Annotated in this window: 20 protein-coding genes; 8 read left to right on the top strand and 12 right to left on the bottom strand. The window is 41.8% G+C overall.

Going from position 1 to position 15389, the window contains the following annotated elements; genetic code table 11:
• Positions 1-200 precede the first annotated feature (200 nt).
• Positions 201-668, top strand: a complete 468-nt coding sequence (locus H6G86_RS35835; RefSeq protein ID WP_313931620.1) for an EAL domain-containing protein — start codon at positions 201-203, stop codon at positions 666-668.
• Between the two features lie 838 nt (positions 669-1506).
• Here H6G86_RS35835 and H6G86_RS35830 read toward each other — a convergent pair.
• Entirely contained in the window at positions 1507-2223 is a 717-nt protein-coding gene (locus tag H6G86_RS35830; protein WP_190938350.1) for a DUF2786 domain-containing protein, read from the bottom strand.
• Between the two features lie 142 nt (positions 2224-2365).
• Here H6G86_RS35830 and H6G86_RS35825 point away from each other — a divergent pair, with 142 nt between their 5' ends.
• The gene (locus tag H6G86_RS35825) at positions 2366-2566 is read left to right on the top strand and encodes a hypothetical protein (RefSeq protein WP_190938349.1); all 201 of its coding nucleotides are present in this window, start codon (positions 2366-2368) and stop codon (positions 2564-2566) included.
• A 109-nt stretch (positions 2567-2675) separates the two neighbouring features.
• Here the strand turns inward: H6G86_RS35825 and H6G86_RS35820 are convergent, their stop codons facing one another.
• The 5 genes from H6G86_RS35820 to H6G86_RS35800 form a co-directional block, all read right to left on the bottom strand.
• Positions 2676-3185 (bottom strand): GNAT family N-acetyltransferase, encoded by a 510-nt coding sequence (locus H6G86_RS35820; RefSeq protein WP_190938348.1) that lies wholly within the window; start codon positions 3183-3185, stop codon positions 2676-2678.
• Between the two features lie 108 nt (positions 3186-3293).
• Positions 3294-3530 carry a hypothetical protein gene (locus tag H6G86_RS35815; protein ID WP_190938347.1) on the bottom strand — a complete coding sequence of 79 codons (237 nt, stop codon included), beginning with the start codon at positions 3528-3530 and terminating at the stop codon, positions 3294-3296.
• A gap of 282 nt (positions 3531-3812) precedes the next feature.
• On the bottom strand, positions 3813-7067 hold the full coding sequence (locus tag H6G86_RS35810; RefSeq protein WP_190938346.1) for an ATP-binding protein: 3255 nt from the start codon (positions 7065-7067) through the stop codon (positions 3813-3815).
• Positions 7068-7079: 12 nt separating this feature from the next.
• Positions 7080-7352 carry a helix-turn-helix domain-containing protein gene (locus tag H6G86_RS35805; RefSeq protein ID WP_190938345.1) on the bottom strand — a complete coding sequence of 91 codons (273 nt, stop codon included), beginning with the start codon at positions 7350-7352 and terminating at the stop codon, positions 7080-7082.
• 361 nt (positions 7353-7713) lie between these two features.
• The gene (locus H6G86_RS35800; RefSeq protein WP_190938344.1) at positions 7714-7857 is read right to left on the bottom strand and encodes a hypothetical protein; all 144 of its coding nucleotides are present in this window, start codon (positions 7855-7857) and stop codon (positions 7714-7716) included.
• A gap of 33 nt (positions 7858-7890) precedes the next feature.
• Between H6G86_RS35800 and H6G86_RS39775 the strand changes: the two genes are divergently transcribed.
• The gene (locus H6G86_RS39775; RefSeq protein WP_277883710.1) at positions 7891-8025 is read left to right on the top strand and encodes a hypothetical protein; all 135 of its coding nucleotides are present in this window, start codon (positions 7891-7893) and stop codon (positions 8023-8025) included.
• 53 nt (positions 8026-8078) lie between these two features.
• On the opposite strand, the gene H6G86_RS35795 is transcribed toward H6G86_RS39775, so the two are convergent.
• Entirely contained in the window at positions 8079-8894 is an 816-nt protein-coding gene (locus H6G86_RS35795) for an SDR family oxidoreductase (RefSeq protein ID WP_190938343.1), read from the bottom strand.
• Positions 8895-9272: 378 nt separating this feature from the next.
• Between H6G86_RS35795 and H6G86_RS35790 the strand changes: the two genes are divergently transcribed.
• Entirely contained in the window at positions 9273-9500 is a 228-nt protein-coding gene (locus H6G86_RS35790; RefSeq protein ID WP_190938342.1) for a DUF1392 family protein, read from the top strand.
• Here H6G86_RS35790 and H6G86_RS35785 read toward each other — a convergent pair whose 3' ends face one another.
• Positions 9501-9668, bottom strand: coding sequence for a hypothetical protein (locus H6G86_RS35785; RefSeq protein ID WP_190938341.1), 168 nt, complete (start codon positions 9666-9668; stop codon positions 9501-9503). It abuts the gene before it with no gap.
• A 40-nt stretch (positions 9669-9708) separates the two neighbouring features.
• Here H6G86_RS35785 and H6G86_RS35780 point away from each other — a divergent pair, with 40 nt between their 5' ends.
• From H6G86_RS35780 to H6G86_RS35770, 3 genes are all read left to right on the top strand, one after another.
• Positions 9709-9870 (top strand): hypothetical protein, encoded by a 162-nt coding sequence (locus H6G86_RS35780; RefSeq protein WP_190938340.1) that lies wholly within the window; start codon positions 9709-9711, stop codon positions 9868-9870.
• Between the two features lie 133 nt (positions 9871-10003).
• Entirely contained in the window at positions 10004-10270 is a 267-nt protein-coding gene (locus H6G86_RS35775; protein ID WP_206758460.1) for a hypothetical protein, read from the top strand.
• 650 nt (positions 10271-10920) lie between these two features.
• Positions 10921-11124, top strand: a complete 204-nt coding sequence (locus H6G86_RS35770; protein WP_190938338.1) for a ribbon-helix-helix domain-containing protein — start codon at positions 10921-10923, stop codon at positions 11122-11124.
• On the opposite strand, the gene dinB is transcribed toward H6G86_RS35770, so the two are convergent.
• Positions 11095-12180: a DNA polymerase IV gene (dinB, locus tag H6G86_RS35765; protein ID WP_313931619.1), complete on the bottom strand. Its 1086-nt coding sequence runs from the start codon at positions 12178-12180 to the stop codon at positions 11095-11097. The two genes, H6G86_RS35770 and dinB, sit on opposite strands and share 30 nt — an antisense overlap.
• Positions 12181-13111: 931 nt before the next feature.
• Here dinB and H6G86_RS35760 point away from each other — a divergent pair.
• Positions 13112-13801, top strand: a complete 690-nt coding sequence (locus tag H6G86_RS35760) for a CPBP family intramembrane glutamic endopeptidase (protein WP_190938337.1) — start codon at positions 13112-13114, stop codon at positions 13799-13801.
• Between the two features lie 434 nt (positions 13802-14235).
• Here H6G86_RS35760 and H6G86_RS35755 read toward each other — a convergent pair whose 3' ends face one another.
• The 3 genes from H6G86_RS35755 to H6G86_RS38435 form a co-directional block, all read right to left on the bottom strand.
• The gene (locus H6G86_RS35755) at positions 14236-14427 is read right to left on the bottom strand and encodes a hypothetical protein (protein ID WP_190938336.1); all 192 of its coding nucleotides are present in this window, start codon (positions 14425-14427) and stop codon (positions 14236-14238) included.
• A gap of 48 nt (positions 14428-14475) precedes the next feature.
• Positions 14476-15138, bottom strand: coding sequence for a glycosyltransferase (locus tag H6G86_RS35750; RefSeq protein WP_190938335.1), 663 nt, complete (start codon positions 15136-15138; stop codon positions 14476-14478).
• The coding region (locus tag H6G86_RS38435; protein ID WP_206758459.1) for a hypothetical protein at positions 15122-15389 on the bottom strand (268 nt) is incomplete at its 5' end. The genes H6G86_RS38435 and H6G86_RS35750, both read right to left, overlap by 17 nt.

The following is a 15389-nucleotide window of genomic DNA, read 5'->3' as shown; positions in this document are numbered from 1 at the left end:
ATACCCTTAAACGGCTGCCCATATACCTGTTACCGTGGTAGATACATTATGTGTATTTACTTATCTTTACACAATTTGGTTTTTTCACCCTGTCCTACTTAATCGATCGTTGGGTAATTCGTACCCTATTTGCTACTCAAGGGCAACAATATCGTGATACCTGGAACGATTGTCAATCAAAAAATCAGCAATGAAATTGTATTTATGCAATTAATCTTTCAGGTGCAAGTATCAATGATGAGCAATTTATTGAATTTATACATGAGCAATTTGTTTTGCATCAGATTCCACCCCAAATGATCTGCTTTGAGATTACTGAAACTGTTGCTATTAGTAATTTAAGTAAAGCTGTTTTATTTATTAGTGAATTAAGAAGCATTGGCTGCCGCTTTGCATTAGATGACTTCGGTAGTGGAATGTCATCTTTCACTTATCTTAAAAACCTGCCTGTAGATTTTCTCAAAATTGATGGCAGTTTTATTAAGCAAATTTTGGATAATTCTATTGATTTAGCAATGGTTGAAGCAATTAATCATGTTGGGCATATTATGGGACTTAAAACTATTGCAGAGTTTGTTGAAAATGATGCCATTTTAGAGAAAATTAAAGCTCTTGGAGTGGATTATGCCCAAGGTTACAGCATCGCCAAGCCATGTCCTTTTCTCTGACTTTAACTACAACAAAAACTATGGGACGCTGTTAGCAAGTGACCAATTGCATACTGCTGAAAAACAATTGTATGTTCGTTATCTTCTGAATCGCTTAAAGTAACAGGAGCAAGATTTGTTTTAGCCCAAAATTGAACCTAAATCAACTTTCCACTAATGTTTGAGCAATTCTTGATGAAAGGACTCTCCGCCCAATCTGACTGCTCGTGGCCCAATACTTTTCGGTTAAGGGGGAAAGGGGAAAGGGAAAAGGTTTGAATTTCCCTTTCCCCATTACCCTTTAACCTTTCCCCAGACCAAAAGAGAGATTATTGGGTTTAACCGAAAAGTATTGGCTCGTGGCCAGTAAACAATGCACTGTACAAGAATTGCAATTGCTGACAATGGGTACAAACTCTCTTGAGGTCACCTGTGCAATAAAAAACTGCCCTGGGGCAAGGAGTCCAGAGCAGTGCTTGAAAAAGGAAATAAAATACGGAACTTTTAAGCGTTGTCCCTTGGTTTATATATAATTCGTTTGGTATGTAATATTCTTCTTCTTTTGTTTTGTGTTTTATGCAAAAGTAACCAAAAATCTTTAAACTGCCGTCACACAAGAATAAAATGCCAGCATAAACACCATCCCTTCGGTAAGCAAGTCAGATGCGTGTAGACCATTGGTTTAGATTTGCCACTGAAGCGGTATACAATCATCACCCCTTCAACTCCACACAGGGGCGATCTGCGCTCTCACCCAACCGCGATTGCAATTCATACAGTGATCGCATGAAGCACTGCATGGGGTCAATCACTCCAAAATCTACTTTCATCACTGCCGCTATCTCCTGATACGCCTTAATTAACCTGGCAGATAGTGCTGTTGACTGCTACTAACTTGGCGATTAAGAGAGACAGAATCAGCCGCAGATATACCAGAGAAATATCCGTCTTTTGAACCAATTGATGGTACCGCCATTTGTTTAACTTTCACCTTGTTTAGATATGCTTCTAACTCAGATTCTAGTTTTTCGTAGAGCGCTTGCACGATAATGGCGGGTACTGCAACTGATTCAGTAGTTCCAGCAATCCCTTGATTTTTCTGTTGGTCACGATTCTCAAGAATCCTACTTACAAATCTATTAGCAGCACCTAATTTAAAGGCATTTCTAAAAGCGCGATCACCTTGGGCTTGTTTTGCCAGTCGTTCAATAGTTTGTTCAAGATACTCAAACTGAATCTGAGTAGAGACAATATTCACTTTTCGCCCTAAGATAATCATTTTAGACCCGCTATGGTAGTGTCTGGTGATCGCAGAGCAGTAATTCCCCCAACAAACACCACTTAGTAAAATAAATTTCCACGATGTCATACGTTTGAACTGGCGAACCACTTCTTCTTCTAGTGGTTGAGGTGTCCAATCTTGGAGTGAGGCGATCGATAAATTGTGCTGGGTTAGCATTTCTTGGGCTTTAGCTGCGGCGGCGCTTGCCTCTGCTTCGTTGGGAGATTGGCTAAGTGCGAATAGTTTTCTAATTTTATCAGCGATTTTTTCTAGTTCTAACACCTGTGTCTGCATTGGTATCACTCAAGCAAGTTTTGAAAGGAAATATCTTTTTTAATATACTTGTGTAAAATAGAAGATGTAGCTAATTTTCATTCATACATAGCAAGCCTTGTAACAATTATTCCTGCTAAAAACGGATATTCGGGATGAAGCAATGATTTCTGAAAATGATGATTCAATCGATGCAGTGAATGAACTAGTAAGAAAAATCTCTATTAAAGAAACTCAGCTAAGAATAGCACAAGAGTCGAATCTCATTCAGACTGCTGAAGTATTAAAAAATCAACTATTCCAATTACAACAAGAATTGGGAGATAGTTCAGACACACAATTGCAATCATTGATGAGCTTGTGAAATGCTTACAACGGTAACTGAAATTCGCGGCATAACGGTTGCGGTCAGAGGTTGCTAAAAAGTCTAACTCAGCACGAGCGGCTTTCTTAAATCCTCTGCACCGCAATTGTTAGACATCAGAAATGAACAAACTAACACTTTTACTATCATCAGATAGTTTAATCATTCGCTCAAATTTTAGTCCTAGTTTTTTGAGCAGTTTTGCTGAACCATAATTGTCCGGTATAGTGATAGCGACAATACGAGTTAAGCCGAAGGTTCTTCTCCCATACATGATGACAGCAGAAGCAGATTCATAGGCGTATCCTTTTCCCCGAAACTGAGGAAGAAAGGCAAACCCAACATCCACATCTTCCAAGGAATCTCTTTTTATCAAACCGCAAATTCCAATCGATACGCTCTTTTCCTTTAGCTCAACCAAATACAACCCGAAGCCGAGACGCTCATACATAGCAACCGGATTCTTCAAAATATATTCACGAGCATCATCAAGGGTTCTCACACCTTTATCACCAATAAAGCGCAACCACAAAGGGTCATTCAATATCTCAAGAATGAACTCGCTATCTTCAACTGTCAGCCGACGGAGAACTAAACGCTCTGTTTCAAGAACTCTCATAGTCGAACACCTTGTTATTGATGTCTAACTATTTATTATGCTGATGAAATTGGTCTGATTGTTCCTATTGCTTCCTGGGTACTGCATAAAGCTTGTTGTCAACTTCAACTAAATTTGATTTACAACAGCTTTCAAACGCTTAAAGCGCTGATTCTGCTCTGACCATTTTTTGCAAGCATCTTTAACAATTTTTATCTCTGAGGGTGATAAATACTCATCCCCTTGCCCAGAAGCTATAATTTTAGCTGCTATAACCGCTTTTTCATACTCCACACCGTACTTAACCAGTTCTGTGCAAAATATTTTTTCTCTCTCTTCTATTGATGTCAAATAACTACTTGGCATTGTTCAACAGGTAATATAAGTCTTATTTTGAAACTACATCAACTAAAATAAGTTTCCGTTTCAAATCCTACGAATTCTATAAATTTATAAGTTCTACCTAAAGATACTTGAGAGGAAATAGTTAATTTGTATTTACAGTAGTAAGGAGCTGTAAGGCTTTGAGGGCATCACTTAATGGAAATATTAAAATATAATTAAAGATTTTTTAAGTCGAGAAGAAACAAATAGTTGTATTCAGGTAAAGCGTTGCCTCTGGTTCTTCCTGAACAAATGCTTAAAAAATCAAAGCCTCATTTTGGCCTTTCGCTCCCCAGGTTGGAGCAAAACTGTGATCGCTCTGACTAACACTTCCGGCTCCACAGGTTTTGTGATATGAGTTTGAAATCCAACCTGAAGTGCCCGATGTTGATCAATCTCTGCGGCATAAGCAGTCAACGCAATAGCTGGAATCATTCCACCCTGCTGGAGTGGTAGCGATCGAATTTGCTCTAGTAGCATATAGCCGTCCATCTGAGCCATGCCAATATCACTCACAAGTAGATCGGGAATCGATTGCTCTAAGCCTTGCAATGCTTCTAATCCAGAAGCAACGGCTGTCACATTAGCCCCGCTTTGTTCCAATAGAAACGCAAGAAATTCACGAGTATCTGGCTCATCATCTACCAGCAAAATGTGAATCCCTTCTAGTGGTAGTCCTGCATCAATTTGTGTCTGGACAGGTTCCGATACAAGCGGCGCTACCTGCATCGCTGGCAATTGCACAATCAAGGTTGCGCCTTGCCCTTCACCGAAGCTCTGTGCTTGCACAGTTCCCCCATGCATTTGGACAATTTGCTGCGCGAGCGCTAACCCTAATCCCAATCCTCCAAACTTGCGCGTGGTTGAACCATCCTCCTGTCGAAAATACTCAAACATATAAGGCAAGAATTGCGGATTAATACCTTTACCCGTGTCGATGACTCGAATTTGAGCCAGTTGATTCATTTGCCTCAGTTCAACCGTTACTTGTCCACCAGTCGGAGTGAACTTGACAGCATTACTGAGCAAATTCCAGACGACCTGCTGTAAACGCACAGCATCACCAGAAATCGGCGCAACTGTATTCTCAAGATCAAGCTGTAGCTTAATGTGTTTCGCCTCTGCTGCTAAACGCACGGTTTCAATCGCCGCAGAAATGACGAACGTCAAACTAACCGGAGCCGCTCTTAGCGACAGCTTGCCTTGCATAATGCGGGAAATGTCAAGTAAGTCTTCGATTAGCTGTGTTTGGAGTTTGGCATTACGTTCAATCGTTTTTAAGGCTTCGGCTCTGCGGGCTTCATCGAGTTTGCCGTTTTGCAGTAGCTGCGTCCACCCTAAAATCGGGTTCAGGGGCGAGCGCAATTCATGGGACAGCACCGCCAAAAATTCATCTTTGATGCGGTTGGCTCGTTCTGCTTCTTCTCGCGCTGCCTGTTCGCGTTCTAAAATTTCTTTGCGTTCGGCTTGAGTCTGTCGCTGTTCAATCAAGTCGGCAGCTTGACGCGCTAACAGATCCAGAAAACGGAGTTCTTGCTCAGTCGGTCGGTGGTGTTTACGCCAATGCGTCGAAACCATACCGATCCGTCTACCTGAACGGCTGATGAGCAGAGTAGATTGTGCAGAAATCAACCCAGTCTTTAGATGCAGACCCAGAGTTCCGTCAGGGTCTTCGCTTTCTGGTGCATCATAATCCACAAAGGCGCGCTTACCCGTTGCCAAAACCCTACCGCAAGACGTGATTGAACTAGGATTCATCCGCTGGAAACGATCAGTAACGGTTTGATCGATCCCCTGGGTGGCAAGCAGCACTAGCTCTTGGGTCGATTCATCAAGCGCTTGAATTGAACCAGCATCTGCCCGTGTCAGGGTAATTGCAGCAGAGACAATTTCGTCGTAAAGCACTTGAATGTTGTCTTCAGCGACCAGTCGTGCGCTCAAGTCACGCAATAGCCGGGTATTTTCAAGGTCAGTGGTGATGATGGCTTCAGCTTGTTTACGATCGTGGATATCGACGGATGCAGCGAACCAGCGCATAATCTCGCCCGTTTGCGGATCTCGGTAAGGCTCGGCACGAACCAGAAACCAGCGATAGGTTCCCGCCGCAGAGCGAATCCGGTGTTCGACCGAAAAAATACCACCGCCGCGTCGCGCTTCGTTAAATGCCTCCATTGTGCGATCGCCATCTTCTGGATGAACGAAGTTAGCAACTACCTCTTCTGCCGTCGTTGGTTCGTAAGAAACGCCCGTGTAGTCGCTCCATTGTTTATTGAAAAACTCAACTCGACCTTCTGAGTCCGTAATCCAGACGATTTGCGGCACAGCGTCTGCCATCAGCCGGAAACGCTCTTCACTCTCGCGCAATGCCACCTCGGCTTGCTGGCGTTCGCTGATGTCGTTGAATATGATCGCGAGTTGTTTGTTGTGCAAGTCGCCGTGCCGATTGGCACTGATTCGGTAATGTCGCCCTAAATCCGCCATCCCAATCTCAAACTCGAGCGGCTCACCAGTGACCAGAGCCTGTTGATAGTGTGCTAAAAGTTCGGGGTCGTGATTGGGCGCGAAGTAAAGTCCCGTTTTGCCAATGGGGTCACTCAATCCGCTTTGCCGTTCAAAGGCGGGATTCGTTTCTAGAAAGCGGTAGTCAATGGGCTGCTGCTGTTCGTTATAGATGAGTTCGATGATGCAAAAGCCATCGTTCATCGATTTAAACAGCGATCGATATTTCTCCTCTGATTCGCGTAGGGCAGCTTCGGCATAGGCACGTTCAACGGCTGCCCAAGTTCGTTCTGCGGTTTCTTCAACCAGTTTGACCTCGGTTTCTGTCCACTGACGCGGTATGGATTGTTGAACCGCAAGCAGGGCAACGAATTGATTGTTTTTGATCAGCGGTACATCAATGTGGGCAGCAATATCGATCTCGCGGTATCGCATCTTCTGGGCATCCGTATATTTCGGATGATTAGGAATATCGGTTACAACTTGGGTGCGTTCAGCCTGATGATCAGCCGTTAGGTTGCGTCGGTAGTCCTCCAAGCGGTATCGTCCGCTCAACTGGGCTACACCATTAGTGTAGTTGGAATGAACCATAACCTCCTCACCACCCGACACCACTTCGATGTAAATGACACGAGTTACTCCCAAAGACTCACCCAAAATACGAGCGGCGATCGCCTGTATTTCTGAAGCATCGGTGAGGGAGCGGAGAGCATCAGCAAGTTTGACTCGGAACGCATTGAGTTGATTTGCCTGGTGTAAGGCTGCTGAGGCAGAACCATCCTGTAGCAGGTCAGAGTCTAGCTGCGTCTTTTCGGGTGGCTTCCCTCGATCAAGTTCAGTCAGTAGAATCTGCATTGCCGCTTTCAGGTCGTCTGACCAGGTTTCCACAGCACCCAATGGCGTTTGTGACCAATCGTCCGTTCGCAAAGCGTCTCCGAAGGAGTTTCGCAACAACGCCCCCAGATCACAGCCCCCAACAAACAACTTCTCAGCTATTGCCCTGAATTTCTCTTCCCTCATGCGTTTAGTTCCTTATAAAAAGTACTTCCTTCGCATGGACTGGCAGCGTTCTCGTACCGTGGCATCAGCTGACTCCGATAGCTGATTCAAAAGTATCTCAATTTGCTTAAGGGCTAAAGGAGAGGGAGTAGCATATCCATTTTCCCAGCGATTAATCGTTGCGAAGGACACCCCAAGGTGAACCGCAAACTTCTCCTGGGTCAGCTTCAAGTTTTGCTGGAGTTCTCGAATCAATTGACTGATAGCTGGCTGCTCAATACTAACGTATTGCTGATGAAACGCCATATTACTTGCAATTTATAAAGTTCTTTATACCCTTGGATAATTTCACCAAAAAAACAATGCATCTCAAGACACAAGCTGTTCTTTAAGAGGCTTGTTAACAATTATTAACAGCTTAATAGGTGCTTATTGTGATGTCCTCAGTTTCCGAAAGTATAAAATACATCTATTCTAATGCTGATGCCAAGCATAGCAATTTAAAACAGTGGTCAGATTTGCTGGTAGCTGACAAATGCTTAAAAAATCAAAGCCTCATTTTGGCCCGGCTCCTGCCCGAAACTTGATTTTTCATCATGATTCCGATTACTGAATCATTGTTCTAATTCTAGTCATATTTTGGGAACAAATTGGACACATTCGCCCTTCAGCATGAATGCACCATCACTTCAAGGTGAGCAATCTTCGGCTGTTGAGGGCGGTTGTTAATCGGGCAGGGATGAGGCGGGGGCGGCGATAGGGGAAGCTTGAGCCAAAGGCGATCGCAGATGTCACTCCAGTACAAGTCCATAACCTTACTTCCCGGCAATGGCAACCGGGAGTAGTGAAAGACTACTCTTCGCTAACGGGGTTTGGTGTCGGTGCGCTGTGGGAGGCGGGTGCTTTTATGCTTTCAGTGGGGAGTATGTCGTGGTGGAGAGTGGGCAACAAGACAGCTGCATCAAACTCTACTGTATAGTACTAAAAATTACATAAAATCATATACTCTCAACGCAGTTTCTAAAGTTCTGGTTACTTCTGGGTAGCAGTTGGCTTGCGAACGGTCGCAGCAGTTATACGATCAACCAATCCTGGCATAATTAGCTTTGCCCAAGGAAGTACTTTACCTTTCAACGTCATGATGTGTTCTCTTTTACGCCGCTCCATCGCCCAGATAATTTGATGTACACACTCATCTACTGACATATTGCCTTGCGTTTCATCACGCGGACTTTTGCCTAATGGTTTTCCATCTGCTCCCAACGCTCGTTGCCGAATATCTGTGGCGACAAACCCTGGTGAAACAACCAATACATCTACTCCTGTTGAGTGCAATTCTATCCGTAATGTATCAAAGAAGCCTTGCATGGCGTGTTTACTGGCAACGTAACCTGTACGAGTTGGTACACCTGTTTTGCCACAAATTGAAGAAATCGCCACTAATAGTCCTCGACTGGCTTTTAGATAGGGTAGGGCATAATGAGTACAATAGACTGCACCTAAATAATTAACCTGCATTACCCGCTCAAAAATGGACAAATCTGTCACTTCATCAAAGCACGTCAGCATTCCAATTCCGGCATTGTTGATCAAAATATCAATCTGCCCAAACACGCCAATCGCTCTCTCTATCAACTGCTGGCAAGCAACGGCATGAGTTACGTCTGTAGGTACTGCAATCACCTTCTGTGTATGATTTGTGCAAGCAGTCAATGTCTGTTCTAATTCTTCTTGATTACGAGCTGCTAAGACTAAATTTGCATCTTGTTGGGCTAACGAGATTGCCAGCTTTCGCCCAATTCCTGCTGATGCACCTGTGAGAACAATGGTTTTATTAGCAAAGCTCATAATCAATGTTTCCAGTCAAAAAATTGCCTATTGTAGAGCTTTATATTACCAGTCAATTTGCTTTTTTCTTTACAGCTGCTGCCAACGGGTGCTTGGCTCAAGGGAGTCCACCTGCACAATGAAAAACTGCCGTGAGCAAGGAGTCCAGAGCAACGCTTGCAAAAAAATTAAATATGGGAGTTTTAAACTAGTCTTGGGATATAAACAAACGCTGTACGCATTTGAGAATCACTGGTTGAAAAAAAGCGTTCCTTATTACCATGTTTCATAGTTTCTACTAATGCCCTGCGCTTTAAGAGGATGTTTGAAAAGTCCTCAAGTGTATACTGTTCAGTCTGTTAGGCGAGTCTATGTTAAGTCTGCCAAAGCTTTCGGTTATTGCTGTATAAAGTCGAATGGTCACAACACGGTTGGAAATACAAAATCTTCACTCTTTATGACAATATTACTGTTTTGGAAAGTGAACTTATTGGCACAGTTAACTTACAACCGAACACTAAAGAAAAACCTGTGTTTCGACTCGGTAAGTGGGTCGAATTTCGGTTGTCACTAGATGACCCACCAATTCGGATTATCCAGGGCATTTTTAAGCTATGTGGGCAATAACTAAGGCTCTATTCCTTCATCAATCCAAGCATCAATTGCTGTTTTTACCTCTAATTCAGTCACAGCAGACCATTCTTTTTCGTTGATAGTTGTTTTAAATTCCGCTCTTTTACCATGACCAACTTTTTCCATTGAGTGTCCGCGATACACATTTTTAGGCTTAATCATTTTTCTTAATTATCTTTATAGAATATTATAAACAGTTTTATTGGTAGTACTAACTATCGCTTGGGCTGGTGCTTTTAGTTCAGTCGCAGTAAAAAATCAATTACTTCCATTTTTTAGTCAGTTGCACACTGTGCTAATTTTGAGACTTACCTTAATTTTTGGTTTAGGTTTAGGGATATTAGCCCGTCTGAGCAATCTCTAAAAATTATCTTTAACTTTCGGTTACACGACCCAATAGCCATACAACTTTCTGGCAAAATGCCTCTAATTCGCTGAGAACTTCTTGTATCCTGGGATATCCGTTCTTTGTGGACAGCCGAATGATTCCTATAGATATGAAACGACTCATCAAAAAAAACCCTAACACAGTTCGCAAGAAAACAGGAGTAACCCCACCACACACTGAATCGATTGAGATGCCTGAGAGCCAAAATATTTCTGAACCAGTAATTGAACCAAATCCACCTGTGTACATTGAAGACTACGTTTCCGAATCCGAATATATTTCTGAACACTATCGCCCCCTACGCTCTGTGGGTAACTCTGGGTGGCAACCCTCTGACGTGTGGCGCGAGTTGAGGGTTGATAATTTCTGCGAGTAAATTAAGCTCTGACTGAATAAAAATTACCTTCAAAAAAGCCATGAAACGCTTACTAGGCAATAAAAATCAACATTGTTTACTAGTTATTTATGCGGTTTAGAACTGATTCGGGCTTTTGAGCTTTATTGTCGAACCTAATTTTGATATCTAACTAATAATTTGGCATAACAGATATTGAAGAACCAAAATTATTTAACCTTAAGCAAGCTAGAAAATTTTCTAGCTTGCTTAAGGTTTCGTTAAGTTATGAAGTTAAATATAGTGCTTGAATGAAAATCTATATCCAGAGTAGCTAGTCAACTTCACTTTTGGGTAAAGAGGAAATGAATATTAGATGCAATTATATGAAGATAAGGTTTACTAAATTCAATTGGCAATACTTGCTGATTATACGCCGCTTGATTGGCTAACTTCGATTGCGCTTTGCTTAACAATATTTACAAAAAATACAAGCTCGTTTCAAATATTTTAAATTTCATATAGATGATTTATCAGTGAAGTTTTAGATTATAAGTAAATACCCCCAAGAAGATGTGCTAAAAATAGTTTTACGGCAAGTATGCTGTGATTAACATCTATATATTTGTTAAGTATTGCACTTGGCATTTAAAGTCTAGATAATTCATTAAATTTGAGCAATAGAGCAAGTCATGAACAAAAAATGGGCTGTCAAACGAATCACAATAAATCTTGCATCTGCTGAAAGCGAAAAACTTGAAAAATATTGTGTAAGTACAGGTAGACCTGCAACTGATGTGATTCGGGAGTTGATTCGCTCTCTCTCCACAACCGAGTTGTCAGCGTCTGAACAGACTACACCTACCCTAAAATATGATGTTCCCATTCTGAAATAGTGGCAATTGAATCACTCGGGTTTGTTTGGCATTATTCAGGTTGGACAAGGAAATGCCCAGCAACCTAATGCTGCGGTTTTCCAGATCAATCGACTCAAACAACGCTTTGGCTATCTCAAAAATCGTAGAGAGTTCACTGATGGGAGCAAGCATTGTTTTACTGCGGGTTATCTGATGATAGTCAGAAAACTTGACTTTCAGAGTTAATCTGCGGCCACGCGTTTCGTGCTGCTCTAACCGTTGCTCGACAATTTGGGCAATCTGGTCGAGTTCTTGTAACATTTGACCGACATCGCTTAAGTCCTGTGCAAACGAGGTTTCTGCACCAATTGACTTACGAACTCGATTTGCTTCAACTGGGCGGTCATCTTCTACCCTGGCAATTCTGTAGTAATAATGACCAGCTTTACCAAAGTGGTGTGTTAACTCAGTCAGAGATCGCTCCTTTAAGTCTGCGCCAGTGTGAATGCCGAGTGAGTGCATTTTCGCTGCTGTAACTTCTCCAATGCCGTGGAACTTTTCAATCGGCAGCTGTTCTACAAAGGCGATCGCATCCTCCGGTAAAATAACCGTCAGTCCATTGGGCTTGTTCTGCCCTGATGCCATTTTTGCAAGAAACTTGTTAATTGACACGCCTGCGGTTGCCGTCAACTGAGTTTCCTGGAAAATTGCAGTTTTGATGTGTCTTGCGATAGTAGAAGCGTAGGGGATGTTTTGCTTATTCTCAGTAACGTCCAAATATGCTTCATCTAGTGCAACCCCTTCCACTAAATCACTGTAGCGTTTGAAGATAGCGTGGATTGCAGCAGAAATCTCTCGGTAAACGTCGAATCTCGGTCTGACAAATATCAGTCCGGGGCATTTAGCGATCGCTGTTACTGACGGCATCGCGGAATGAACACCAAACTTACGAGCTTCATAACTAGCTGCTGCAACTACGCCTCGCTGATTGGGGCTGCCACCGACGACTAACGGTTTTCCTCGGTAGCTAGGGTTGTCCCTCTGTTCCACCGATGCGTAGAAGGCATCCATGTCTACGTGAATTATCTTTCTCACTTGGAAGCAGAGTGAAGCATTAGGAAGTTAAGCTAACCGGTGCTTAGTAAAATACTATATTACCAGTCTTGTAGTACATTAGCACTACTTTTTTCAAATACCAATTATTCGTTCTGAGGTGATGTTCGGGTAAATGCGTCATTGCTCACACTTACCATCAAAGTGTGACATCACACACAACATTTTTCTTGGTACGGTGGCGAGAACAATCACTATCTTGGGCACTATCCCTTATTCCATTAAACTCATTCTTGATTGGGTAAATGCTGAAATATTAACCTTGGTTATTGTTAAGACTAATTTAGATACAACAACCCTATGCCAAAACAGCGAGTGTCACATAAGCAAGCAGGTAATTAGATTGATTTTTAAGAGATATATCCTTTTAAAAAGTATCCACTTACAAGAGTGTCAACCTAATCAATTACCTTATTTAATTAGTTGCAAAACAATGTTGTTAAAGATTTATATCCCTAGTTTTAATTCCTTAATGCAAATATTTTTATGCATATTTACCACAATAATTATTAGTAGATTGTGCGGCAAAATTTATTTTGCACTACTGATTTACATCAGAACATAGTTAAGTTTACCTAAAGCCAAAAACTACTTGCCATATCTACTGGATGTTTCGCAGCAGTCTCTAGCTTCATACCAAGAGTAATTATTGGGGTAGCTGTAATGTTGATTAATTCTGGTACAAAATAGCCATGTTAATTGGGGCAGGTTTTGAATGTTTATTGTTCGTCTTGATTTAGCTTAGTTAGGTAATTTGCATGGAGATTATTTTATATAAATCTTACAGTAAAATTCCAATGATTAATAAACATAGTAACTACCCCAATTCAATCTCAGGAGTGATTTTATCGTTCATTTCTGGGCTGTTTTAAATACTGTTTGTTCTAATTTGCTGATAGGCTAAATTTTTAATATGCTTCAAATAACCTTAGACAAAAAGGCATTACTAGCACTGATGCTGCTCGTGCCAGCTTCAAGTATTGGTGTTGCAACCCAATTGTACTTCCTACCCGGATTAGAAGGATACTTAGTAGCTTTACTATCAAAAGTATGGCTTCTATTATTTCCAGTTATTTGGTTGTCTTTTGTCGATAAAAATGCTTTAAAAATTCAATATCCTAAAAGATCCGACTTGCTGGCTGGAGTTGGATTAGGATTAATAATGTTATTTGTTATCTTAACTGTTTATTGGCTATTGGGCTGGCGGTGGATTGATACTGAATATGTTCGAGAACGAGCAAGGCTAGTTGGATTCAGTAGCTTTAATATTTATTTACTAGGTGCAGGATATTGGATATTTATTAACTCTTTGCTTGAGGAATTTATCTGGCGTTGGTTTGTTTATCGTCAGTGTGAAATTTTAGTATCAAGTCGTTTAGCTGTAATACTGTCTGCACTGTTTTTTACGATTCACCATATTATTGGTTTAGCAGCTTACTTCGACTGGCGTGCAACAGCATTATGCTCCTGCGGCGTGTTTATTGCAGGTATTATATGGTCATGGTGCTACTTAAATTATCGTTCAATTTGGATTGGATACATTAGCCATATTTTTGCAGACATAGCAATTTTCCTCATTGGTTGGCAGCTTATATTTGTGTAATCAAGATAAACTAATATGGGAATAATAGCTTCCTTCAGGTAATGATAATGACATAAACCATGAGCAATACGTTTTTAATTCATGATTGTTAGAACGAGGTTTTGTTGGGTTGCAACAAGACAAGACGATTTCTCAAGGGCAGTGACTCTAAAAAAATACTCTACTGAGTTACTTATTTCAGCAGAGTATATAAAAGTACATTTATTACCTTTTCACTAAGATTTATTTTATACAATAGCAGGTATTCACGCCTCTGTATAAGTGCTGAAAATATTGATTGTAGCGATCGCCAACTTTTCTTTTCCATTAATTCACCTCCATATAGTTAGTGGAGCGATAAATAAAAAATCGCTGTACAATTTCAAGCAATTCACCTTGACTAAAAACGATTGTCTCTTACCATTAATGCTGACCTTGGATCGTATACGCACTCATCACCGTTCATCCCGCAACCACTCTAACCCAGTTCTCAGTGCCGCCTCCGCCGTATAATAAATCTTTTGTTCCCCGAATATCCCACCCGTGCGGCTGATAATCCGAAACTGCCAGCAATGCCCTGGCGTGTAAAAAACCATTAGGACACTGCCGTTGACACAGAGTACGGTATCAACTTTAACTTGGGACATTTACTGCTGTTGTGGGTGTGATGATGTATTTTAATTGTCTGCAATTTCTCACCCAATCAAACCCAAATGCCGATGAAATGCTTCAACTGCATTCGCCACACCATCTTCATCCCTAATCTTTTGGCCTAACTCTTGTGCTTTCTTCCGCATCACCTCATCACCCAGTACGATTTCAATCGCTGCTGCTAGAGGTTTTTCTGATACCTTCTGGTACGGTATCGGTTGTGGGCTGACTCCCAACCGAGTTAGCTTTTCGCCCCAAACTGGCTGATCTGCAAAAAAAGGTACGGTAATTGATGGTGTCCCCGCACGTAACACTGCCGCCGTTGTACTAGCTCCTCCGTGATGTACTACTGCTGGCACTTGAGGAAATAACCAATCATGGGGAACTTGCTTGATCACAAACACTCGTAGCGAATCTTTTATATTCACCGTTCTTCCAACATTACCCCAGCCTGATAATATAATCCCGCCTTGATGTGTTTTCTTTAAAGCTTCCACTATATAGTGTGTGAGATATTCTGGATTCGGCATCGTCATGCTCCCAAATCCAAAACACAAAGGTAATTGCTTTCGTCCAAGAAAATCCTCTAGTTCGATAGGTGGCTCGTAGTCGGAGGCTTGGTCAATAAACCAGAAACCAGTTACATACGCCCATGCAGGCCAGTCACGGGGTCTTGGGATGACGTGCGAACTAAATCCGTACAACACAGGGATTCGTGATACATTTGCCGGAGTCTTCCGTCTGAAGCGTCTGCCCAAATATGGTAAGGGCGGCAATTTCAAAGTTTCTGTTCTGAAGTGATTGAGCAGTGGACGATATCTTTGCCAGTGCAAAAACTCTACTAGTAAGTAGCTGCCGGGAGCAATGCGGTTTTGTCAGATCCAGTAAAAAACAAGCGATCGCAAAAATAAAATCTAAGTAAGAAGTAACTTTATTTACTAAATATGTGCTGGTAGCC

The organism is Nostoc sp. FACHB-133, assembly GCF_014698055.1.
GTDB lineage: Bacteria > Cyanobacteriota > Cyanobacteriia > Cyanobacteriales > Nostocaceae > Nostoc.
This window is presented reverse-complemented; position numbering and strand designations above follow the sequence as displayed.